Annotated in this window: 22 protein-coding genes and 1 tRNA gene; 15 read left to right on the top strand and 8 right to left on the bottom strand. The window is 40.9% G+C overall.

Annotation, left to right across the window (positions count from 1 at the left end):
- Positions 1–337 precede the first annotated feature (337 nt).
- Positions 338–1,156 carry a hypothetical protein gene (locus J4E76_RS12480; protein ID WP_208504641.1) on the top strand — a complete coding sequence of 273 codons (819 nt, stop codon included), beginning with the start codon at positions 338–340 and terminating at the stop codon, positions 1,154–1,156.
- Here the strand turns inward: J4E76_RS12480 and J4E76_RS12485 are convergent.
- Positions 1,153–3,027, bottom strand: coding sequence for a sigma 54-interacting transcriptional regulator (locus J4E76_RS12485; RefSeq protein ID WP_208504643.1), 1,875 nt, complete (start codon positions 3,025–3,027; stop codon positions 1,153–1,155). The two genes, J4E76_RS12480 and J4E76_RS12485, sit on opposite strands and share 4 nt — an antisense overlap.
- A 137-nt stretch (positions 3,028–3,164) precedes the next feature.
- Between J4E76_RS12485 and J4E76_RS12490 the strand changes: the two genes are divergently transcribed.
- The 3 genes from J4E76_RS12490 (at position 3,165) to J4E76_RS12500 (ending at position 4,940) form a co-directional block, all read left to right on the top strand.
- The gene (locus tag J4E76_RS12490; RefSeq protein ID WP_208504645.1) at positions 3,165–3,641 is read left to right on the top strand and encodes a YHS domain-containing (seleno)protein; all 477 of its coding nucleotides are present in this window, start codon (positions 3,165–3,167) and stop codon (positions 3,639–3,641) included.
- A gap of 79 nt (positions 3,642–3,720) precedes the next feature.
- On the top strand, positions 3,721–4,236 hold the full coding sequence (locus J4E76_RS12495) for a hypothetical protein (protein WP_208504647.1): 516 nt from the start codon (positions 3,721–3,723) through the stop codon (positions 4,234–4,236).
- Positions 4,224–4,940, top strand: a complete 717-nt coding sequence (locus tag J4E76_RS12500; RefSeq protein ID WP_208504649.1) for an NRDE family protein — start codon at positions 4,224–4,226, stop codon at positions 4,938–4,940. The genes J4E76_RS12495 and J4E76_RS12500 overlap by 13 nt, the downstream gene beginning before the upstream one ends.
- Before the next feature lie 19 nt (positions 4,941–4,959).
- Here J4E76_RS12500 and J4E76_RS12505 read toward each other — a convergent pair whose 3' ends face one another.
- From J4E76_RS12505 to J4E76_RS12515, 3 genes are all read right to left on the bottom strand, one after another.
- Entirely contained in the window at positions 4,960–6,510 is a 1,551-nt protein-coding gene (locus J4E76_RS12505; protein WP_208504651.1) for an aldehyde dehydrogenase family protein, read from the bottom strand.
- A 127-nt stretch (positions 6,511–6,637) separates the two neighbouring features.
- Positions 6,638–8,083: a trypsin-like peptidase domain-containing protein gene (locus J4E76_RS12510; protein WP_236017434.1), complete on the bottom strand. Its 1,446-nt coding sequence runs from the start codon at positions 8,081–8,083 to the stop codon at positions 6,638–6,640.
- 151 nt (positions 8,084–8,234) lie between these two features.
- Complete coding sequence (locus tag J4E76_RS12515; RefSeq protein ID WP_236017438.1) at positions 8,235–8,660, bottom strand: Hsp20/alpha crystallin family protein; 426 nt, start codon at positions 8,658–8,660, stop codon at positions 8,235–8,237.
- 204 nt (positions 8,661–8,864) lie between these two features.
- Between J4E76_RS12515 and J4E76_RS12520 the strand changes: the two genes are divergently transcribed.
- The 3 genes from J4E76_RS12520 to J4E76_RS21200 all read left to right on the top strand — a co-directional run bounded on the left by J4E76_RS12520 (position 8,865) and on the right by J4E76_RS21200 (position 10,607).
- Positions 8,865–10,130: an NRAMP family divalent metal transporter gene (locus tag J4E76_RS12520; RefSeq protein WP_208504653.1), complete on the top strand. Its 1,266-nt coding sequence runs from the start codon at positions 8,865–8,867 to the stop codon at positions 10,128–10,130.
- Positions 10,131–10,210: 80 nt separating this feature from the next.
- A tRNA-Asn gene (locus tag J4E76_RS12525) sits at positions 10,211–10,284 on the top strand.
- Between the two features lie 32 nt (positions 10,285–10,316).
- The gene (locus J4E76_RS21200; protein ID WP_208504655.1) at positions 10,317–10,607 is read left to right on the top strand and encodes a GIY-YIG nuclease family protein; all 291 of its coding nucleotides are present in this window, start codon (positions 10,317–10,319) and stop codon (positions 10,605–10,607) included.
- Between the two features lie 129 nt (positions 10,608–10,736).
- Here the strand turns inward: J4E76_RS21200 and J4E76_RS12535 are convergent, their stop codons facing one another.
- The 3 genes from J4E76_RS12535 to J4E76_RS12545 all read right to left on the bottom strand — a co-directional run bounded on the left by J4E76_RS12535 (position 10,737) and on the right by J4E76_RS12545 (position 16,425).
- Complete coding sequence (locus J4E76_RS12535) at positions 10,737–12,716, bottom strand: cadherin domain-containing protein (RefSeq protein WP_208504657.1); 1,980 nt, start codon at positions 12,714–12,716, stop codon at positions 10,737–10,739.
- A 106-nt stretch (positions 12,717–12,822) separates the two neighbouring features.
- Positions 12,823–13,464 carry a response regulator transcription factor gene (locus tag J4E76_RS12540; protein ID WP_208504659.1) on the bottom strand — a complete coding sequence of 214 codons (642 nt, stop codon included), beginning with the start codon at positions 13,462–13,464 and terminating at the stop codon, positions 12,823–12,825.
- Between the two features lie 42 nt (positions 13,465–13,506).
- Positions 13,507–16,425, bottom strand: a complete 2,919-nt coding sequence (locus J4E76_RS12545; protein WP_208504660.1) for a two-component regulator propeller domain-containing protein — start codon at positions 16,423–16,425, stop codon at positions 13,507–13,509.
- Positions 16,426–16,969: 544 nt separating this feature from the next.
- On the opposite strand from J4E76_RS12545, the gene J4E76_RS12550 reads away from it, so the two are divergent.
- Complete coding sequence (locus tag J4E76_RS12550; RefSeq protein WP_208504662.1) at positions 16,970–17,797, top strand: toxin-antitoxin system YwqK family antitoxin; 828 nt, start codon at positions 16,970–16,972, stop codon at positions 17,795–17,797.
- Here J4E76_RS12550 and J4E76_RS12555 read toward each other — a convergent pair.
- The gene (locus J4E76_RS12555) at positions 17,791–18,168 is read right to left on the bottom strand and encodes a YraN family protein (RefSeq protein WP_236017439.1); all 378 of its coding nucleotides are present in this window, start codon (positions 18,166–18,168) and stop codon (positions 17,791–17,793) included. The genes J4E76_RS12550 and J4E76_RS12555 overlap by 7 nt on opposite strands.
- Positions 18,169–18,209: 41 nt before the next feature.
- Here J4E76_RS12555 and pgi point away from each other — a divergent pair, with 41 nt between their 5' ends.
- Genes pgi through J4E76_RS12590 form a run of 7 tightly spaced genes read left to right on the top strand, consistent with a single transcriptional unit; the run spans position 18,210 to position 24,115 of the window.
- Entirely contained in the window at positions 18,210–19,862 is a 1,653-nt protein-coding gene (gene pgi / locus J4E76_RS12560) for a glucose-6-phosphate isomerase (protein WP_208504664.1), read from the top strand.
- A complete protein-coding gene (locus J4E76_RS12565) occupies positions 19,862–20,851 on the top strand; it encodes a type I phosphomannose isomerase catalytic subunit (protein WP_208504666.1) in 990 nt (329 codons plus the stop codon). Before pgi ends, J4E76_RS12565 begins: the two co-directional genes overlap by 1 nt.
- Positions 20,852–20,865: 14 nt before the next feature.
- Positions 20,866–21,054 (top strand): hypothetical protein, encoded by a 189-nt coding sequence (locus J4E76_RS12570; protein WP_208504668.1) that lies wholly within the window; start codon positions 20,866–20,868, stop codon positions 21,052–21,054.
- Positions 21,055–21,091: 37 nt separating this feature from the next.
- A complete protein-coding gene (lipB, locus tag J4E76_RS12575) occupies positions 21,092–21,829 on the top strand; it encodes a lipoyl(octanoyl) transferase LipB (protein WP_208504670.1) in 738 nt (245 codons plus the stop codon).
- Positions 21,819–22,940: a hypothetical protein gene (locus J4E76_RS12580; protein WP_208504671.1), complete on the top strand. Its 1,122-nt coding sequence runs from the start codon at positions 21,819–21,821 to the stop codon at positions 22,938–22,940. The genes lipB and J4E76_RS12580 overlap by 11 nt, the downstream gene beginning before the upstream one ends.
- Before the next feature lie 24 nt (positions 22,941–22,964).
- Entirely contained in the window at positions 22,965–23,363 is a 399-nt protein-coding gene (locus tag J4E76_RS12585) for a hypothetical protein (protein WP_208504673.1), read from the top strand.
- 38 nt (positions 23,364–23,401) lie between these two features.
- On the top strand, positions 23,402–24,115 hold the full coding sequence (locus tag J4E76_RS12590) for a 3'-5' exonuclease (protein ID WP_208504676.1): 714 nt from the start codon (positions 23,402–23,404) through the stop codon (positions 24,113–24,115).
- The last annotated feature ends 17 nt before the right edge of the window (positions 24,116–24,132 follow it).

Here is a 24,132-nt window from a genome sequence, read left to right on the forward strand (position 1 = left end):
ACTCAATTCGAAAGATAATCAACGCCAGAACATAAACTTAGTTTTGTCAAGAATAAGTGTTAACCAACACTTTGTCGCTCTACCGTCTATAGAACCGTCCTCTAAATGACAATTAGCGTGCCAGTTGGTATTTTACATATTTAATATACTGATTATCATATAGTTAGAATATTTTAGTATTCAGCTTTTCGATATTTTTTCACTATATTTCGTGTATTTCTTCTTATTTCAGGAAAAGTGATATTAGAGGTAAAAAGGACTAAAAGAGAAATTTGGCCTATATTTTGTTCACAAAACAACGTACAACTCAATATTCACGAAATATCAAGAAAATAACATGAGGTCCATTTTTTCAATTTTTTGTCTTTTTACTCTTTTTTTTAACCCTCTAAACGCACAAGCTCAAGACGATAATACCGGCAATCAGGTCATTATCATTCTCTTAGATAAATCTGAGATCAAGGGAGAATTAGTCAGTGAAGACGACCGAGAGGTTGTGGTTAGCAGTGAGTCACTTGGCCTGCTGACCTTCCAGCGAACTGAAATAAAAAAAATCATCTATCTAGACGATAAGGGTAGAATGCCGAACCCCAATCCTACCCGATACTTTATTGGACAATCGGCCTATACACTCAATCAGGGTGAGGGCTACTATCAAAACATCTATGGTTTAGTCAATATAGTAAGCTATGGCATTACCGACCGATTTAGCGCATTAGTAGGCACTGAGTTAATTTCTCTTTTCAGTGGGTCACCGATCGTCCTAACGAACCTTAAGTATGGTATTCCTATTGCCAAAAATCTTCAGGGAGCAGTTTCATTCTCTTATTTAACCTCTGCGGGAGACCTCAGTGGCGAACTAAACTTAGGGAGTCTAAACGCACTTTTAACCTATGGTAATAAGGAACATAACATAACTTTCGGAACTGGATACGCTTTAGCTAATGGTGAGATTGACAATACTGGATTATTGACAATTGGTGGCATGACGCGACTCACCGGACGCCTAGCATTCATCACAGAAAACTATATACTCACCTCTGAAAATGATGCGTTGATTTCTGGAGGCCTGCGTTACATTGGCAAGAAGGTAACGCTCGACCTGCTTGTCTTTGAGGGAGGTGTTCCAGCGATTGACATAGTGCTGAAATTCTAATTTGAAAAGCCTCTCTTAATACCGAGCTTTTTCATTCGAGACTCTAAGGTAGTTGGCTTCATTCCCAGAATTTTAGCCGCTCCTTTCTCTCCACTGACTCTCCATGTAGTTTTCTGCAATACATGAATAATGTATTTGCGCTCAAATTCATGAAGTGTGTCTAGCTCTGTAATGACTGATTGGGTGGTTGACTTTGGAATCCAATCACCCAACTCTAGAGAAGTGCCGGAGCTCAGGATTACCGATCGCTCAATTACATTTTCAAGCTCCCTGATGTTTCCTGGCCAGTGGTAGCCTTGCAAAGAGTTGATCACTCTTTTAGGAATCGAAACAATCTTCTTTCCGATCTTTGCTGAGAATCGATTCACAAAGTGTTTCACTAATAAGGGAATATCTTCTCTCCTCTCTCTTAGTGGAATACTGTTGATTGGAAATACGTTAAGGCGATAATATAGGTCTGCACGGAAACTACCATCATCAACTTCCTTTTCCAGATCTCTATTAGTAGCAGCTATTACGCGCACATCTACCTTTTGCGTATTTGTGCTTCCGAGCCGTTCGAACTCACCCTCCTGCAGGGCGCGCAAAAGCTTAGACTGGAGTTCAAGTGGCAATTCACCAATCTCATCTAGAAACAAAGTGCCTCCATCTGCCAACTCAAACCGTCCTATTTTTTTAGCTATCGCTCCTGTAAAGGCTCCCTTTTCATGACCAAACAACTCGCTTTCAATCAAATTTGCCGGAAGAGCAGCACAGTTTACCTTAACTAAAGGCCGATCGCTTCGCTTACTAATATTATGAATTGCTCTCGCCAATAACTCTTTACCAGTACCGGACTCTCCCAGGACAAGGACTGTGGCGTCCGTGATGGCCACTTGCTCTGACGATGATAATACTGACCTGAAGCGCTCGCTTTGGGTGATTATCTCTTGAAAGTTATGCTCAAACTTAATCTCTTCTTGTAGGTAGGTGTTCTCAGCCTCGAGTCTATCCTTTAAACTTTTCACCTCTTCGACAGCTTCTAAAAGCTTCTCATTGGCAATTTTTCTCTCTATTTCAACAGCCGCACGATCTGAGAATAATTTCAGAATCTCTCGTTCCTCATCGGACAGCAGCAGATCTTCCTTATTAAAAATGGCAATATGACCGATACATTCTCCCGACTCGTTCAAAATTGGAATGCCAAAATAACCTTCAATGCCAGGCTCTTCTTCAAATTGATCTCGTACTCCTTGCTGAATAAAAAAAGGATCGGCAGATTCCATGATAATCTTGCATGGTGTTCCCTCTGTGCTGTATTCTATATTCTGTTGAAGTGTGTTGTCTTTGAAGTAAGCCAGCGTGCGAAGTCGCGAACGACTGGAATCTGTACACTCAGTAATAATCGCCATGTGCACTCCTAGTGACATCGCTATGTTTTCTACCAATGACACAAAGAAGTCTGAGCCTACAGTATCGGCAGTCGCCTCGGAAAGTGATTTCAAAAGTCTTTCCTTCCTCTTTCTCTCTGTGATGTCTAACACAAAGCTCACATTGAAGGCATGGCCTTCAAACTCTATATGATTGACGAAAATTTCTACTGGGAATTCTGTGCCGTCTTTTTTGAAATGAGATGATTCCAGACGAATTCGCTTCTCCTGTTTCGAGCGTGCCCATAAATCTGCGAATGATTGCTCATCAAAATTCGGGTTTAGGTCTAATATGCTGAGATCTTCAAATTCTTCAGCACTATACCCGTATAGAATCTGAGCAGTTTCGTTAGCAAATTTTAGCCTACCTGACTCTTCCATCCAAAAAACGGATGCCAAGGCCCTCTCAACGGTAAACTGAGACAAAAGACCATAATCAGGTAGTCGGGGTTCTCTATTCATTTCTCACGAAATATCGTGCTTTTCTTTGAAACTAAGCAAAAGAATAATTAGTATTCAAATGTCAGCAAAATGCCCTTGCCCTACATCCGTCTGAGCGAGTAATGCGTAAGTATGGCTATACTTGAAAAATATTTGTCATGAAACGATCAATTATACTCTTATCATTCTACCTCTTTGGCCTAGTCGGAGTTCATTCTTCTTTTGCTCAAAGCAGCGGATATGACCTTAAGCATTATAACCTTAAGAGAGGCTTGGCTATACAAGGATATGACCCTGTAGCCTATTTCACTGATAACAAAGCGATTGAGGGATCTGACAAAATAAGTCATATTGCCGCAGGGGTCACTTATTATTTTTCTTCGGCAAAGAATAGACAACTCTTTATAGCCAACCCAGAAAAATACGAACCAGAATATGGGGGCTACTGTGCATATGCCATGGCTGATGGTGATAAGGTGCGGATTGACCCAGAAACCTTCAAGATCATTGACGGAAAACTTTACTTATTCTACAATTTTAGGTTCACCAATACGCTTAAATCTTGGAACAAGGATCAAGTCAACCTTTTGCCCAAGGCAAATACTGAATGGAGCAAAATAGTGTCGGGCGGCTGATTTCCAGTCTCAGACACAGTTAAACTTCCGTATATATTACTTACATTTGGCTCAGTTATTGGTTAAAAAACAACATTAGATGCAATTAAAGCAGGTTTCGGCTAAAATTTTAGACCAACTTATTCAGGTCTCTGAGCAGTTACAAGATCAGGCTTTCAGACAACCACTTAAGGTTTTATCTGACAATACGATTGGCAAGCACATCAGACATATCATTGAGTTTTATGACTTAATGATCTTAGGAATCAATTCTGGTGAAGTGAATTATGATCAAAGAAGTCATGATCGCGTGATAGAAGAAAACCGCTTGATGGCCATTGAGAAAATGAACTCTTTGAAGCTGGAAATTGAAAAAATTGCATCCGATAGTTCCTTAAAGCTTAAGGCCAATTACAGCATGGACCGAGAAGATCCGATCGAGATTGTGACTTCTTACTACCGTGAACTACAATACAATATTGAGCATGCAATTCACCATATGGCCATCATCAAGATTGCCATTTTGAGCGAATTCTCCGATGTCAGTATCCCTGAAGGATTTGGCATTGCCTATTCTACGATCAAATACGAGAAGGACAAACCATGTGTACAGTAACTTTCTTACCGAAAGGGAACGACAAGTACATTTTAACTTCAAATCGAGACGAAACACCCAAAAGAGCAGCGCTTGCTCCCGAGGCTTATGTAGTAGGCGACACTACTATTTATTTCCCCAAGGATCCATTGGCGGGTGGTACCTGGATTGCAACAGACAAAAGTAGGTTTACGATTTGCCTGCTTAATGGTGGTTTCGAAAAGCACAGCCACACTCCGCCTTATCGATTGAGCAGAGGACAAATGGTACTGCAATTCTTCGAACATGCAGATTTGCATTCTTTCACCCAAACTTTCGAGTTTGGTGGAATGGAGCCTTTTACTTTGGTTGTAGTTGAATCGACTTCCCAAAAAGTCTTCCTCAATCAATTGGTATGGGATGGATTGGAGCTCCACTCAAAATCTTTAGACGCTGACCAAACATTTATTTGGTCTTCTAGCACCTTATACCCAGAACCCGTCAGAGCCGAGCGTAAGTCGTGGTTCGAGCAGTGGACACTCAATCAGCAAGTATTTGATCAGCCCACGATCATGGAATTCCATAAGTCAGGAGGCAAAGGCGATGCTTGGAATGACTTTGTTATGAATCGCAATGGCGTTGTTCAAACAGTCAGTATAACCTCTATTGAAAAACAGGATACCGGCTTCAATATGATTTACGAAGATCTACTAAAAGAAAAAGGCGTCATTGACGCCTCTTCCTAATCTTCAATTCTATTAAATCTTACAAATCAAATTTGATTCCCTGAGCTAATGGAAGTTCGGTGGTATAATTAAGTGTATTCGTCTGTCTACGCATGTATGCTTTCCATGCATCCGAGCCAGATTCTCTACCACCACCTGTTTCTTTCTCTCCTCCGAAGGCACCTCCGATTTCTGCACCTGAAGTACCAATATTCACATTGGCAATTCCACAGTCAGATCCTGCAGCCGAAAGGAATTGATGAGCTTCCTGGATATTGTTGGTCATGATCGCTGATGACAAGCCTTGAGCCACACCATTTTGTAAATCAATCGCATCATTTACGCCTCCACTATATTTCAATAGATATAGAATTGGTGCGAAAGTCTCATCTTGAACGATTTCATATTCGTTTTTAGCTTCGATGATGCACGGCTTCACATAACAGCCACTTTCATAGCCTTCTCCCTCAAGTACACCGCCTTCTATGAGCACGTTACCGCCTTCTGATTTTGCTTTCTCAATAGCTGCATTATAATTAGCCACCGCATCAGTATCGATCAAAGGCCCAACGTGATTGTTCTCGTCTAGCGGATTACCAATTCTAAGCTGTGAGTAAGCATCAGTGATGGCATTTTTTACCTTATCATAAATTGACTCATGAATTATTAATCTTCGCGTAGAAGTACATCTTTGGCCCGCTGTTCCAACTGCTCCAAACACACTACCAATAACAGTCATCTTAAGGTCTGCCTCTGGTGTAATGATGATTGCATTGTTTCCTCCTAGCTCAAGGATTGACTTACCCAAGCGCTCGGCAACCGCTCTACCTACTATTCTACCCATTCTGATAGACCCTGTAGCAGAAACTAAAGGAACACGTGGATCAGAAGTCATCATTTCTCCCACCTTATAATCTCCGTTGATCATACAAGAGATTCCTTCCGGCAGGTCATTGTCTTTCAACACTTCTGCAATAATATTTTGACAGGCAATACCACACAGTGGAGTTTTCTCAGACGGTTTCCAAATACATGTATCTCCACAAATCCAGGCTAGCGCTGTGTTCCATGCCCATACAGCAACAGGAAAATTGAATGCCGAAATGATTCCTACAATACCCAGTGGGTGCCATTGCTCTTGCATATGGTGACCAGGTCTTTCAGATTTGATCGTAAGTCCATGTAGTTGTCTAGAGAGACCAACAGCAAAGTCACAGATATCAATCATTTCTTGTACCTCTCCAAGTCCTTCTTGATAAGACTTGCCCATCTCATAAGAGACTAGTTTGCCTAAATCATCCTTATAAAGCCTTAGCTTGTCTCCGAATTGACGAACGATTTCGCCACGCTTTGGTGCAGGCATATCTCTCCATTCCTTAAACACTCCCTGAGAAGTTTTAATGATGGCGTCATACTCTTCACGCGTAGTAGCGGTTATTGAACCGATCAATTCTCCATCAACCGGTGAATAAGATGAAATTGACTCACCTCCTCCCATTGAATTTGAACCTGTTGACGATCCGTTATTACTTGCTTTTACACCAAGCTTTTGAAGTGCATCTGTGATGCCAAAATCCTGCTGAATTCCCATTTCCTAATAGTTTTAAATTATCCCTCATAGTTACGGCAATTTTGGATGATGACAAAGTCTCTTCAAGACAATTGACTGGACATAAAAAAACCCCGACAAGTCGAGGTTAGTTGATTCTTTCGAGACCTTACCAGTCTATCTTGAAATATTCCTTTTCGCCATCGGGGTATTTCCCCATTACATAGAAATCTCTTTTCTTGTTATCCAATAAGGTCTGAAACTCTTCCAGGCTTTCGACATCACGATCGCCAACCTTGGTAATCACAAAACCTTCTTTGATACCCGCTTCCTTCCAAGCACCTTCAGCCAACTCAATGAGTTGAACTCCGCCTTCAACCTTTAATCTGTATTGGATACTTTCTGTGATATCGGCAAAAATTGCCCCTTCAATTTTGTAAGTAAAGCTAATTTCATCTGGAGTTCTTGCTAGGTATTCGGCTTTCTTTCTTAAGGTAAGTGTGGTTTCTTTTACATCACCATCTCTTTTAAACTTGACTGAAATCAAATCACCAGGACGCTTTCTAGCTACAAACTCCTGTAACTCACTTGTAGTCTTAATGGACCGATCGTCAATACCAACAATGACATCGTCATTCTTCAGACCTGCTTTGTCCGCTGCACTTCCCGGATTAACTCCGCGGATGTGAACACCCGAAAGCTCCTCCGTAAGCCGCCCATCGGCATCACGAATTTCAACCCCTAGCAAGCCACGCTGCACTTCTCCAAATTCCAGAAGATCATCCATGACCTTTTTAACTAGAATGGAAGGAACTGCAAAAGAGTAGCCGCTAAATGTTCCAGTGTTTGTCGCAATAGCAGTGTTAATACCGATCAGATCGCCATCGAGATTTACTAATGCACCTCCGCTATTACCGCGATTCACTACAGCGTCTGTCTGAATAAAAGATTCTATGCCATACCTATTGCGGGTGCCACTAATCAAATTGATATTCCTTGCCTTCGCACTTACTATACCTGCAGTAACAGTGTTATTAAGGTCAAAAGGGTTTCCAACAGCGAGTACCCATTCACCAATTTCAACTTGGTCAGAGTCTCCAAAATCAACAAATGGTAAGTTGGCCGCTTTAATTTTTATCAATGCTAAATCTGTATCTGGATCGCTACCGATCAGTTCAGCCCCCAGTCTTCTGTTATCATCCAATCTGACTTCCAGCTCATCAGCATCTTCCACTACATGAAAGTTGGTAACGATGTATCCATCATTAGATATGATTACCCCAGAACCAGTTGATTGTCTAACCCTTCTTTCTCTTCCAAATAATTTCGACCACCTACCAGATCTTTCAGAGGGCGCAGAAGTATTAGTAATATGAACAACAGCCGGGACCGCTGACCTTGATGCTTTAATAAAATTGATCCCCTCTGGAACGACATAGGATCTTGGTGTTTCGTCAATTTCACCAAGAGATGTGGTTAGCGTAGTAGGCTGACCAAAACTGTCTAAGTTTTGAGTAGCCCCATTTCCTAAAAGACTCATCCCTAGCAACACCACAAGCCCACCCAGAAGAGATGATGCTAAAACACCTATAAAGAATTGTCTTTTAGAAATCATAATAAATTAGCTTTTGACCATTGGAAATTTAACGCATGAAAAAGACCATGTGTTCTAATTTATTGAAAATAGCACTGGATTTAACCGGATTTAACAAAAAAATAGGGCTCCGATAAATCGGAGCCCCTTAATCAACCTCAACAACACTAACCTACTTCACGGTTATCTTCGATACTAATTTCTTGGTCTCATCTTTAGGTATCAATACACTCAGGATACCATTATCATAAGATGCTTCAATCTTCTCTTCAACCACACTGTCTGGTAACTGAAATGCTTTTTTAAAGGTTCCATACTGAGTTTGTACAGAATAGAAGTTTTTTGACTGATTCTCCTTCTCGAATTTCCTTTCCCCGCTGATGGTTAGATAACCATCCTTAAGATCGATACTAATATCTTTCTTATTTAGTCCTGGAACAGCCACTTGAATTTCAAAAGCGCTATCCGTTTCAGCCACATCGGCCCTAGGCGTAAATGCTGACTTGCTTTGGTCGAACGACTCATTAAAGAAACGATCAACAAATCTGTCTATTGTAGCCGGCATCAACCAATCTGAGTTTTTTCTTACTGTATTCATATTTCTAGATTTTAATTTTTTTCATTCTGTACCTCCCTATTATTCAAAACTGTACCAAGAGCGATATTCATCAATTTTAATGTCATTGTGTCTTATTTTTGAAAATTCATTATTAAAAAACAGCCATAATGGCATGTTTGCTCGAATGAATTAGGTATGAGAACAGTGTATGATTCTCTATTTTAGCTCAACTTTTTACACTCAATGTCCTCAGAAAGAAAGCATCTACTTAAAGCATTTGGTCCCGGAATTTTATTTGCCAGCACCTGCATTGGAGTATCACACCTTGTTCAGTCAACAAGAGCTGGTGCCGACTTTGGCTATGGCCTTGTCCTCTTTATTGTGGCTGCCCTGGTCTTCAAGTATCCATTCTTTGAATTTGGATCACGCTACGCTGCAGCGACTAAAAAGAGTCTGCTTGAAGGCTATCTGAAAGAAGGAAAATGGGTGCTCTGGATCTATTTTATCCTTAGCCTAGGATCCATGTTCACAGTGACTGCTGCCGTCACTTTTGTAACCGCAGGAATGCTCAATAATCTAACGGGGCTCACTTTAGACCCAGCGCTAGTTTCTGGAGGCATTCTTCTCTTTTGTGTATTGATATTGGCAGTCGGTAAATACAGCCTCCTAGATTCTCTATTGAAAATAGTAGGCACTGTGCTTCTGGTATCTACATTAGTCGCCTTTGTTGCCGCGGTCGTTAAAGGACGCGCTACGCCTATTGAAGGGTTTATTCCAAAAGAGCTTACTGAAAGAAACAGCATCATTTTCGTAATCGCACTAATGGGCTGGATGCCTACGGCAGTAGACCTGTCTACATGGAATAGTTTGTGGGCCATTGAGCGGATGAAGCAGACAGGTTACAGACCGAAACTCAAAGAGGTACTTTTCGATTTTAAATTTGGCTATTGGGTCACGGCACTTTTAGCTATTTGCTTTCTTACACTGGGTGCCAATGTCATGTATGGCTCTGGTGTTGAGCTCTCAGGAAACTCAACAGTATTCGCAGATCAAGTCGTCACGCTTTTCACTGACGCACTTGGCGGTTGGTCTTATCTTATTATTGCCACGGCAGCTTTCAGTACAATGTTCAGCACAACCATTACTGTAGTAGATGGATTTGGTAGAGCAATGGGGGAAACGGTAAGATTGCTATTTTTTAAAGATGCTGGTGTTAGAACCACTTATAACTGGATGATGGCAACAGTTGCTCTTATATCATTCTTCTTTATTCTTTTGCTTTCATCCAACCTCAAAGACTTAGTCGATCTTGCCACCACATTGTCATTCGTGATTGCTCCAGTCATCGCATTCATCAATTATAAGGTGATTATGTCGGACCAAATTGAAGCAGAATTTAAGCCCAAACCTTGGCTTAAAACCCTAGCTATTATTGGTCTGATCTTCCTTACCGTGTTCGCCCTAATCTACATGGCTGTTTACTTCAATTTGATTGATTTAAATTTTTAGCGAAAATCTTAAAAAGGGTTTGGTTTATTTTCAACCAACCGCTAATATTGCACTCCGATTCGCAAATGAGTGGATCAAATTCCTCCTTAGCTCAGTTGGTTAGAGCATCTGACTGTTAATCAGAGGGTCCTTGGTTCGAGTCCAAGAGGAGGAGCAAAAGGCTGGCAATCATGTCAGCCTTTTTTTATGCCCCAATACTCCGTTTACATTTTATTCTCTCCGAGCATCAATAGATTTTACATTGGCTACACCTCAGATTTCGAAGGCAGGTTTAGGTTCCATAATGACCTTCTAAGAAATCATATTTGGACAAAACGCGGACAACCATGGGAAAGACATCTTCTAACCGAAGAGTTATCTAAGTCACAGGCTCTTCGAATAGAGAGACATATCAAAGGAATGAAATCCAGAAAGTACATTCAGAAACTTGCTCAGAGTAAAACATCTATCATTCAACTAAAGAGAAAGTTTGCCTAGCATCTGATCCCGAGAATCGGGAAGGAGGAGCAAAAGCCATCCCGACATGTCGGGATGGCTATTTTTGTTTGATCTACTTAACTGTGTCTTCTAAAACAGAGCAAAAACAATTAAGCTAAAGATGGTTTCTTAGTTTTCACTAACCACAATTTTCCTGATGATAGAGTTGTTCAAATCAGTTATGAATAGCTCTCCATTCAATCCAATTGCAATGCCTTCAGGTGTTCCAAACCTTGCTGCCGCTCCTACACCATCAGTGGTGCCAAAAGTCCCATCTCCCGCTATGGTACTTACTCTACCATTGGTATCCACCCTACGAATACTATGGTTGTTTTGGTCCACTACATATACAACTCCATTAGCGTCTACCTCAACCCCCGTTGGAACCCTGAACCTTGCCTGATCACCAGGGCCATCAACGAAGCCTAAAACACCACTGCCTGCAAGGGTAGTTACATTACCACTTGGGTCTATTTTCCGAATGCTGTTGTTGCCCGTGTCTGCCACGTACAGATTGTCGTTGGCATCAATTGCAAGCCCCCTCGGGTTATCGAAACGCGCAGTGTTACCAGGACCATCCAAAAATCCACCTTGATTTATACCTCCCGATCCAGTACCAGCAAAAGTGCTCACCTGTCCTGTACTCAAGTCGATTTTTCTTATTCGGTGATTGTTGGAATCTGTAATAAATAAGTTGCCCTGACTATCAATGACCACATCCCAAGGGACACTAAATTGCGCCACTGATACATCTCCATTTTCTAGGCCTGGTGTGCTTCCAGCAACAGTCGTCACGTTATCACCCGGGCCAAGTTTTCGAATTCTACTATTTCTCATATCAACTACATAGACTATGCTGAAGTCATCGTTAGAGACCACACCTGTAGGTAAATCAAAACGGGCATTGGCAAAAGTGCCATCTGTTTCACCTGAAACACCATTTCCTGCATATGTAGTTACGTTCAAATTTTGATCAATATGACGGATGACAAAATTTTGTCTATCAGCAACCAATATTTCTCCGGTGACAGTTACCTCGATACCAGTCATGACAGCAAAAGCGGAATTGAGACCTGGTCCATTGTCAAAACCGAAACCTCCGTTACCAGCAATGGTAGTAACAGTACCAATATATTCCGTTTCATCTACATCGGTTACGTTGATGGTAATGGTAGCCGTAGTGCTTAATTGTCCATCGGTAACTTCTACAGTGATGGTGTGACTCATGGCTGTTTCAAAGTCCAAGTTTTCGCCTTGCGCCAAACTCAACTCTCCATCAGCGGTGATTTCAAAAAGATCACCAGAATTGGTATTAATACTGAAGCTAAGATCGTCTCCTTCCGCATCGGTGGCCATTACAGTTCCAATAACAACATCATCTGCAATGTCCTCCATCACGGTAAATTCCTGACTATCCATGGATGGTGCAGTATTTTCATTGACATCAGTTACGTTGATGGTAATCTCAGCAGAAGCAGTCAAAGCTCCATCAGATACCTCTACAGTAATAGTGTGAACAGTAGTTGTTTCAAAATCCAGAGTTTCTCCAGCCGATAGGCTCAACTCTCCTGTCGTAGTAATTTCAAACAGACCATTGTCATTAGCAGTAATACTAAAACTCAAATTATCCCCCTCTGCATCTGTGGCCATAACAGTGCCAATGGCAGTAGCATCATCTATATCTTCAGCCACAGTAAATGATTGAGCGCTAATAGTCGGCATAGTATTCTCATCCACATCTATAACATTGATAGTAATTGTAGCGGTAACTTGAGACGTACCATCACTAACCTGAACTGTAATGGTATGGCTTTGAGATGATTCGAAATCCAGATTTTGACCTGTCGCCAAGGATAATTGACCACTTGACGTAATTGCGAAGAGCCCATTGTCATTGACTGTAATTTCAAAAGTCAAAGCATCACCTTCAGCATCAGTGGCACTTACAGAGCCAAAAACATCACCTGCAACCGAAGCTTCGGAAGCTGAAAATTCTTGTGCATTAATGGTAGGAGGTAGATTTTCGGCAGGATTCTCCGGAGTACAATTCCAAAGAAAAATGATACTAAGGCACAACAAAAAGATACTGGCTTTGAAACGATAAGACATGAGGTTTTGGTTTAAATGTGTAAAGTCAAGTCTTACAAATTTGAAACCCCTAACCTCGAGTGCCCATACCGTATTTACGGTATTTTGAAAAAGAAGAGAAGAGTCATTACACGAGCCGATCTCGAATGGCCTTCGAAGTCAGACTACTACGATTGTGCACTTGTAGTTTTCTATGGATATTTTTTGTGTGTGTATCTACTGTATGGCGACTAATAAAGAGCATTTCAGCAATTTGATCAATCGTACACCCATCAACCAAGTGTCTTAGCACTGTAAGTTCACGGTCTGTTAGCTTTTCTTCCTGATGCTTTCGAGGAGCCATCATCTCAATGATCTGCCGAGCAATGGTAGGTGAAATAGGAGCACCTCCGTTAAGCACCTCATGTATACCACGAATCAAATCTTTACCAGGAGTTCGCTTTAGTAAGTACCCATCGGCACCTGCTTTTAGCGCTTCGAAAACTCGCTTATCATCCTCAAAAATGGTGAACATAATAATCGCTACTCTGGGATACCTTTCTTTGAATAGAGGGATGGCATCAATACCCGAAAGACCAGGGAGGCCAATGTCCTGAAGTACCACTTTCGGTGCATCATATTTTCCAAATCCCTCCAGAGCCTTCTCGATTGAATTAACAGAGCAAATCAACTGGAGTTTGGACTCAGATTTCACCAGATCTTCGAGTGACTCCTTGAAATAAGGGTCATCCTCTACAATCCATACATTGCGCTTGATATTAGAAGTCATATTTAAATAAAAAGCTCTTTACGTGTTAAGCCCATACCGTAATTACGGTAGTTTCATATCAAATGATATCTGGGTGCCCTTGCCCTCAACCGAGTCAATTATCAAGCGACCAGACAACTCTTGAGCCCTTTTTTGCATACTCACCAGACCATGTCCATCGCTTTCCTGATCTGTATTAAAGCCTTTCCCATCATCCAAAACGGACATATGAAGCCTGCCTTCTGCATATGTTAGGCGCAAAGAGACAGATGAAGCTCCAGCATGTTTGGCAATGTTGTGAAAAATCTCTTTAGTAAGTAAAAAAAGATTTCTCTTTACTTCAGCATGCAGAGTAACCCCCCTGCTATCATTCCCTACTTTCTCTTCCAGTGTGAAAGCTGTGCTGGTCAGTAATTCCCTTGCCATGGACCTTACTCTGTTTATGAAATCACCCAAGGTTTCTTTTTGCGGATCAATCAACCACACAATATCATCAAGAGAAGAGGCTAGGTTACGAGCATTTCCTGTAATACGAGAGACCAGCTCAGATTTCGGCTGACCTGCCTCTAATTGTAGTTGTAGGAGGTCACCATTGAGCGCAATACTGCTGAGTCCACTGCCTACCTCATCATGAAGATCTCCCGCAATGCGCAGTTTCAACCGTTCGATTTCCAATAATCTATGTACTCGGTAGCGATAGATCATGTATAGTGATATAGCCACTATAAGAAACATCAAGGCCTGAAACCAAAAGGTTCTCCAAAAAGGTGGCAATATTCTGATTTTCAAAGTGCTCGCGGTAGGGTTCCATAGCCCGTCATTATTAGCACCTTTCACCATAAATTCATATGAGCCAGGTGGCAACTGTAAATATCTCACCTGCCTGTTATTATTAGGAGTCACCCAATTATGGTCATATCCCGCCAATTGATATTGGTATTGATTCTGTTCAGAGTTACTATAATTTAGTGCTACAAAATCAAATTCTATGGTGTTTTGATACCATGGTAATATCATCTCCTTTTGGTCCGAAATCCGTTGAACGAATGACGTGTCTTTGCTTATGACATTGACGGCAGTAATATATACTGGAGGGCTGACCGGGTTCTCTTTGATTTGTTTTGGATCGAAATAGGTGATACCATTCACTCCTCCAAACCACAGGTGCTCATTAGCGTCAATAACTACAGACTTACGGTTAAATTCATAGTTTACAAGTCCGTCTTTATGGACATAGTGCGTCACTTCCTCGCTTGTCAAATTGAAGCGAAAAATCCCTGCCTCGGTACCCATCCATAGTTCATTATCGACACTTGGTGCTATGCTGAAAATGATGTTGTTTTCATCATTTTCGTTGAGTTTAATCTTCTCAAAATCAAATGATAGTGTATTGTACTTATATAAGCCCTGATTTGTACCTATCCATAATGTCTGACCTGTCAGGTGCAGATCCCAAATAGGCGTATTTAGCAGCACATCAGCCTTTTTATTATAGGCAGATAGAGGCTTTGAACTTTGTGTTAATAAGTCGACTACTGACAATATGCCCGAATCAGTGGCTAAGTACAACTCATTATCTAACTGTACCAAGTCTTGAATTACCGACCTGATCACGGGTAATCCAGCAACTGTATTGTGATATTCACCGGTCTTAGCCAAGGTGTAAATTTGATTAGCATCAGTCACCCATAAATACTCGTTGGTTTGCCTTTGAATCGCAAAGACAGGCGATATGTTCTGATCTTTGCCAGGTAACTTGACGTGCTTCCAGCCTCCAGAGGTCGGATTAAACAATATGAGACCAGCATTAGTCGCCAGCCAGATGGGAAAGTCAGTATCAGGCACAACCGTGATATTCCAAATATAATCATGACCCACAGGAGGTGTACCATTGAAAGAAATAGATGTTAAGTCTTGTGTGATTGGATCATATTGGTAAAGCCCTTGTCCTAAGGTATTTATCAGAATGGTTTCTTTAAATTCAACCATTCCCATCACTACATCACTCTGTTCTTTTAACAAATCCAGATGATGAAATGGCTTTTGATATGGGTTGAAAAGAAAAGCACCACTTAAAGTACCTACCCAAATAGTTCCTGTATCATCTTGATAAATAGATTTGATGGATTCCGACAAGACCGAAGTGGCATTGCCCAAATTGATTTTCTTCAAATACTTTTTCATCCTGTTGTACGAGTAAAGACCCTGATCTGTACCCAACCATACATTGATGCTATCTATTTCATAAACAACAAAGGTCTCAAATTCGCCTGAAATAGCAGGTAGGGCTTCAGTGGAATAGGTTTTACCATCTACTCTTTCCGATAGCCAAAGAAGTTTTGAATGCCTTCCAAAATGGATTTGGGAGGGTTTTTTTCTTGGATTATGATCGATTTTTACGAGGCTTTGACTGTTGTCATCAAACCTCCACAGGTTTCCATCCTGTGTTTGCAACCACAGCCGCCCCTCATCGTCAACCGCCATATCATGAGGCAATTGATCCAATTGAAAGAATTCAAAGGTTAACGTATTTAGGTCGAACCAGCCCGCTACTTCTAGGTTACTAAACCAAATTCGGTCATTAGCAACCAATACCATCTTTTGTAAATCGAGACGGTTGACAATACCGTTTGGTAAGGCATGGAAGCGTTCAAATTGCTCTGTTTTTTTATTAAAACGATTGAGTCCATCGAAAGTGCCAACCCAAAGATCACCATCAGGGCCCTCTTCAATTGATCGTACGGTGTTACTCGAAATAGAGTGAGGATCAATTTCAGAATGATAGAATTCCTTGAAAGTATATCCATCATACCTATTCAACCCATTATCGGTGGCCATCCATATAAAACCTTCGGCATCCTTATGGATATCATAGACAATACTGTTAGAAAGCCCATCTGAAGTATTAATTACTTGCACAGGAGGCAATGGATCAGTATTCAACTGAAAAAGATGAATAAGCAGTAAGGATATTAGAGTCAAAAGAGTTGGCTTTGTTTCGTTATGTCGATTTTTGACTTAATAAAAGTGAAAATAAAACTTCATTTTACCATAACTAGATAGTTCTGGCCATAGCCATACATTCTTCACTATACTGATGTCAAATTTGAATGGGATCAAAATTTGTTCAATCATGCATTTTGTATTGAGCTTCTTCCTTTTTACCTATTAGTGAAAACTGTCATTTTAGACATCATGCTTTCAAATAAATAGCTTATCACTAAAACACGTGTTGGACGTAAGAACTCTTAAAGAAAGTAGAGAAGGTACGATTTCTTCTGCTATTCAAATCAATTTCACCAGTGCAACCCTTAAACGTGAAGTTTCTAACTAAACAAGTATGTCTTTTACTGAAGTAGCAGTACGAAGACAAAGGCAATCAGAGGATTCGGAAAATTGTTTTCAATAATTAGTGTCTAAGCAGTACATAAGTCAGTTGAATAAATGAGCACCTCTCCAATGAGAGGTGCTTTTATTTTAGAAAGAGGTGTAATTACTCACATCAATATTTCGTTACTTTGATATCATGAGAAAATCTCTTCTCTTATTGACTGCACTCATCTGTCTAACCTCTCTTGGCCTTGCTCAATCCAAGAAGAAAAAGGCCAAAGAAAAGGAGGAGGTAGAAAAGCCCGACATCAGGTTTAAGAAGGATAATATCGATACCATGCCTGATGCTGAGCTAAAGAAAAAAAAGAACTTCTACTATGGCGAAAGAACCAAGAAGTCTTTTACAGCTAAAGATTCTCGGACGGCTGTTACCTACGAGCTATTCAATGTACTCAGAGAACCCGTTAAAGTAGACAACTATGTAAGGCAAATCTACTATCACGATAGCCGAAAAGGAGAAGTAGTTGCTGTCACGGGTCGAGGCCAAACTATAGAAAGAGTGCTTCATGGGCCATACAAGAGAACAGTAAACGACATTGTGGTTGAGGAGGGTATGTATTATTATGGTACAAAACATGAGACATGGATGTACCAAAAAACAGACTCCTCTCTTTATGACAAAAGGCACTACGTCAAAGGTTGGTTTAGAGATTCTAAAATCACCTATTATGATGAAGACCAAAAGACCAGAATCAAAGAAGTCATCCCCTATCGCTATGGTAAAAAGGAAGGACAGTACTACCTGTTTTTTCCCAGCGGAAATATTGCCGTCCGAGGTACTTATATCTTCGATAGAAAAGTTGGGGTATGGGAAGAATTTCACAACCTACCTGGTGTAAGTAGGATAAAAAAAGAAATTCAATATCCACCTGAATTCTATCTAAAGGATTTTGATTCATATGTTAGAAAGGAATGGAATCGGAATGCCACTCCTACTTACGTAGCTCCTACAAAGAATCAATAGAAGGCATCTTTAAGGTGCATAATCTCCTGCTCCGTATTTGTATATACTATCGCAACAATATCAAAGCGAAGGTCGCCCTTCCAATCAACGTCTAGCATATACCGTTCAGCGGCTTTTAGAATAGATTCCTTTTGATTATCAGATACAAATGACTCTGGCTCTCCAAAAGCTCTGCTACTTCGAGTTTTCACTTCTACGAAAACCAGGAGATCATCATCCAAGCAAATCAAGTCAATCTCAGACTTCTTGAATCGATAATTCTGTTCAAGGATTTCATAGCCCTTGCCTTTCAAATGTTCGGCCGCTAAATTTTCTCCTTTTCTCCCAATCGTTTGCATAAATATGAATCTGCCTATGCTTAATTTAGGCATTAATTTCTGCTAACTTCGAAAGCCCGAAATTTCAATAAGATATGCTCAAGTCAATCAACCCAACCAATACTAATAGTTGGCAAAAACTACAAGCGCACTTTAACACCATGAGCGCAGTAGAAATAAAGAACCTCTTCGATGCAGATCCCAAGCGGTTTGAAAAGTTCTCAATCAAATTCAATGACACTCTGGTCGATTTCTCTAAAAATATTACCACTGAAGAGACATTAGACCTCCTCACCTCTTTAGCCAAAGAGTGTGGGCTTGAGCAAGCCATTGCAAGCCAATTCAATGGGGAGCCTATTAACGCTACAGAAGGCAGAGCAGTACTCCATACGGCTTTAAGAAATAAGTCTGATCGCCCTGTGATGGTAGACGGTAAAGATGTGATGCCAGATGTAAATGCTGCGTTGGCCAAAATGAAAGTCTTTGCTGACAAAATCACTTCTGGTAAGTGGATTGGTCACAGTGGGAAACCAATTAAAAACATTGTAAACATAGGAATTGGAGGCTCGGACCTTGGCCCGGTAATGGTCACTGAGGCACTCAAACCTTACGCCACCTTTGGCATTAGCACTCACTTTGTCTCTAATGTCGATGGCTCCCATATTTCAGAAATTCTTAAAAAGGTTGATCCTGAAGAAACACTCTTTATGATCGCTTCTAAGACATTTGCCACTCAGGAAACCATGACCAATGCCCATAGCGCTAGAACTTGGTTTTTAAACACAGGTGCTAGCGAAGAGGATATTGCAAAACACTTTGTCGCACTTTCAACCAATGCCACTGCCGTAAGTGAATTTGGCATCGACACTGCCAACATGTTCGAGTTTTGGGACTGGGTAGGTGGAAGATATTCTCTTTGGTCGTCCATTGGGCTGTCAATCGCCTGTACCATTGGTTTTGACAATTTTGACGAGCTACTGGCCGGAGCATTTGAAATGGATCAGCATTTTCAAACTGTCGATCTTGAAGAAAATCTGCCAGTTATACTGGCTCTAATAGGAATTTGGTATGGCAACTTCTTCGGAAGTGAGTCTGAAGCAATACTCCCTTACGACCAATACATGCATCGCTTTGCTGCCTATTTTCAGCAAGGTAATATGGAAAGTAATGGGAAGTATGTGGGTAGAGATGGCAAGGCAGTAAACTATCAAACCGGACCAATTGTATGGGGCGAACCAGGCACTAATGGCCAACATGCATTTTATCAGTTGATTCATCAGGGGACTAAGTTGATTCCGTGCGATTTTATGGCACCTGCTCAAAGTCATAATCAACTGGGGGACCATCATCCAAAATTGCTTTCTAACTTCTTTGCCCAAACAGAAGCGCTTATGATGGGCAAAACAAAGTCTGAAGTCGAAGAAGAACTAAGACAGCAAGGTAAGTCTGCAGAAGAAATCGAAGAACTGGCTCCATTCAAGGTATTTAAGGGCAATAAGCCAACTAACAGTATCCTTTTCCAAAAACTTACACCGAAAGTTTTAGGGAGTTTGATCGCCATGTACGAGCACAAAATATTCGTTCAAGGTGTGATCTGGAACATTTATAGCTTTGATCAGTGGGGCGTTGAACTGGGCAAAGTATTGGCTAAAAATATTCTGCCTGAGTTGGGCGATGATCGTCAAATCGAAAGTCATGACAGCTCTACCAATGGGCTTATCAATGCTTACAAGGAAATGAGAAAATAATGAGCGAAAAGAACTACCTATATCCCTTAAAGTTTGATACCATATTTAAAGAGAAAATCTGGGGTGGAACCAAAATCAAGGATGTCCTCAATAAAGACTTCTCCCCACTTAAAAACTGTGGCGAGACCTGGGAAATCTCCGGAGTCGAGGGAAACCTATCAAAAGTCTCTGAAGGGAATTTAAAAGGCTGGACGCTCCCCGAGCTCATTGCGGAGTTCAAAGGTGACCTAATAGGATCCAAAGTCTATGAAGAGTACGGCAACGAGTTTCCATTGCTGGTAAAGTTCATTGACGCTGCCCAAGATTTATCCATTCAAGTTCATCCTGACGATAAATTGGCTAAAGCCAGACATAACTCCTTAGGCAAAACTGAGATGTGGTATGTCTTTCAAGCTGATGAAGGTTCAAGATTGATTAGTGGCTTCAATAAGAACACTAGCAAAGAAGAATATTTAGAACACCTCAATAATGGGAAGTTAACAGACCTTCTCAACTATGAAGATGTACAAAGCGGTGATTGCTTTTACTTACCTGCGGGTAGAGTTCATACCATTGGTCAAGGGCTCTTGTTGGCCGAAATACAGCAGTCTTCGGACGTCACATATCGCATTTACGACTTTGATCGAACTGATGACGAAGGCAACAAACGCGAGCTACATACGGAAGAGGCATTGGACGCATTAGACTACAATACGTATTCCAACTACAAAACTAATTATAATCCATGTCTCAATGAGTCTGTACCTCTGGTGAAATCACAATACTTTAGGACCAACCTTCTGGACTATACCACAGGTATCATTCGTGAGCACTATGAATCTGATTCTTTCATTATATATACCTGTCTCCAAGGTGAAGCAGAAATCGTGACTCAGGGGCATAGTACAAAAATATGTATGGGTAATGCAGTTTTGGTACCACGAAAGTTCCCGGAAATCCATATTCGGGCCAAATCAGGTTTCAAAATGTTGGAAACCTTCATGCCATAGTCTATTTTTGATTTATGGCTGGAAAGAAGAATATGAAGAGCTTCTCGGCCACGTTCTTAAATACTAAAGACAATAGCGTGGTCAAGAAAGAGTTTCTGGCGCGTAATCACACTTCTGCTCTTAGGAAAGCTAACAGACAAATCACGAAATACGTTCGTGTATTGACTGTAGAACCCGTTGGAGAACAGAATAAACTGGCCTAATTTAGCGTGTATATGTGGCCCCGTGAACGCGTAAGACATGAGTTTTCATATCAATAAGACAGTTGAAGTAATAAATCTAGGTACTGATGACTACAAGCGTGTGTGGGATTATCAGGAATCGATATTCAAAAGAACGGTTGATCAAAAGATCCATAACCGAAAAACTGAGTACCCTAAAGATCAAATTACTACCAACAACTATCTTATTCTATGTGAGCATCCTCATGTGTATACTCTAGGGAAAAGTGGTTCCATTGATAATTTGCTCCTTGACGATCAAGGACTCAAAGATCATTATGCCCAATTTTATCGAATCAATAGAGGCGGTGATATCACATATCACGGTCCAGGCCAACTTGTGGCCTATCCAATCTTAGATTTAGATCATTTTTTTACTGATATCCATAAGTACCTGAGATACTTAGAAGAAGCTGTCATTCTAACTTTGGCAGATTTTGGTTTGTCTGCTGGCAGAATAGATGGGCTTACTGGCGTATGGATTGATTTTGAAGAAGGTGCAGAAGACCCAAGAAAGATCTGTGCCATGGGTGTAAAATCAAGTCGGTGGGTGACTATGCATGGTTTGGCACTAAACGTAAACACGGACCTCTCCTATTTTGGACATATTGTTCCTTGTGGAATAGACGACAAGGCTGTTACCTCAATGAACAAAGAACTTGGCAGACACGTAGAAATGTCTGAAGTTCAAGATAAGCTAACGCAACATATTGCCGAAGTCTTCGAAATGGACATTACGATATCAAATGAGGTCTAAAAAACTCTATTCATACCTATTACCAATAATCCTGCTGGCTGTTATTGTCAGTGTAGTCGGCCTCAGAAATAAAAACCCAGACAAGCATTCCATCAATATCACAACCGCACACAAACACAGAGGGGTTTGTTGGGTAGGTGGACCAAACCTAGTCGATTCAACAATGATGGATGCCCTTGCAGAACGCAAGGTTAACTGGATATCTCAGACACCATTCGGATGGCAGAGAGGATACAGCAATCCTCAAATTGGTAACAACATTGGGAATGAAAGAGCTTGGTGGGGAGAAAGGGACGAAGGTCTTAAAATCACTACAAGACTAGCTAGAGAGCGAGGAATCAAAACAATACTTAAACCACATATCTGGCTTCGCGACAACGAAGGAAAGTGGCGTGGTGAAATTGCCATGAACTCAGAAGAGGACTGGCAAAAGTGGTTTGCTGATTATGAAGAGTTTATTCTCCACTATGCAAAGCTAGCCGAGGCAGAAAAGATGGAAATGCTATGTATCGGGACAGAACTTCATAGAACCTGCATCGAACGCGAGCAAAACTGGAGAGATCTAATCACTAAAATTCGAACTGTATATTCTGGACAACTCACCTATGCAGCCAATTTCTCTCAGGAGTTTGAAGACGTAGCATTCTGGGACCAACTTGATTACATTGGAGTTCAGGCCTACTTTCCAGTAGCAACCAGTGAAAATCCCACATTAGAAGAAGTCAGACAAGGCTGGCAACCCCATCTAGAAAAACTAGAAGCCTTCTCAAAACAATACCAAAAACCAATTCTTTTTACAGAAGCAGGGTACAAGAGCACAAAAAATTCTGGGATTGAACCATGGGTTTGGCCACAAAGGCTAAGTCAGGAAGAAGTATTAAATGTATACTCTGAAGAAACTCAAGCCACCCTTTACGAGGCCATGTTTAGGGAAGTTTTCAATCAACCTTACATCGCAGGAATTCATCTTTGGAAATGGTACCCATCACAGAGACGAAGATCCGCAAGCACAAGCGAGCGACAACAAAGGTTTTATAACATTGACTTTACACCTCAAGGCAAGCAAGCCGAAGAAGTCATGACAGAATGGTTTACCAAATTCAGTCAATAACAATTCAATTTCTATTTTTGCAGCATGAAGAAGGACATTCAAATGCCGAAGGTTACGGGCGTGAAACTTTGCATTGCTAAGAGCACAAATAATCTGGGAGAAAGTGAATGGCATGTCTATTTGATCAATAAAAACCTGATCGAATTGACTAACGTTATGATCGTTTCCAAAGGGTATGAAAGTAAGGATCCGGATGCCCGAAAGACCTCCACTTTGAGACACATGATAGAACAGGTCGATGCTCAGAGCGTAGCCAAAGTAGAATCAATCAGCCCTGAGGTTTTTTCTTTCTTCAACGAATTTTGGGTCAGCTACTACATCGTAAATGAGGTCTTCGATAAAAAGTTTGTGATAGAACCATTCCAGGAGTTCGATTTGGTAGGCATTGAGGAAATTGATCTTTTAGGAAGAATTGCTAATTAAATTCATGAAATTGTTCAACTATATTGAATTGAACAGGCATGAAAGACATACATGACATCTTGTTTCTGGACATAGAAACCGTCCCCCTCTACCCAACCTTTGGTGAACTTACTGATAGATTTCAGGCATTATGGACAAAGAAAGCTCAGTTTATAAGAGGCGCTGACCAACAGTCTCCAGAAGAACTTTATGAAAGAGCCGGCATTTATGCAGAGTTTGGCAAAATCATCACCATTGCCGTTGGCTATTTTGTTCCAAGTAAGGATAATACTTCAAACTTCAGAATCAAGGCCTTCGCCAATCACGATGAGAAGCTTCTCCTCGAGGAGTTCTCATCTCTTATCAGCAATCATTTCAACTCAAAGAAAATCAGGCTATGTGCCCACAATGGCAAAGAGTTCGACTTTCCTTATATCGGTAGAAGGATGCTCATCAATGAAGTGCCCATTCCAGAGCCTCTCAACCTTAGTGGTCGCAAACCATGGGAAGTACCGCATATTGACACCATGGAGCTATGGAAATTTGGTGACTACAAGCACTTCACTTCATTAGATTTACTAGCAGCACTATTCCATGTTGAAAGCAGTAAAGATGATATTGATGGAAGTCAGGTATACCATGTTTACTATCATGAAAACGATTTAGAACGAATAGCAAAATACTGCAAGAGAGATGTTATGGTCTTAGCTCAAGTGTTTATGAGGTTGAATCAGATGCCCTTGCTGGCAAAAGATGAAATCACAGTTCTTTAAAGTCTGGATGAATAGAA

Origin of the sequence: Roseivirga sp. E12 (genome assembly GCF_017592825.1) — a bacterium.
Taxonomy (GTDB): domain Bacteria; phylum Bacteroidota; class Bacteroidia; order Cytophagales; family Cyclobacteriaceae; genus Roseivirga.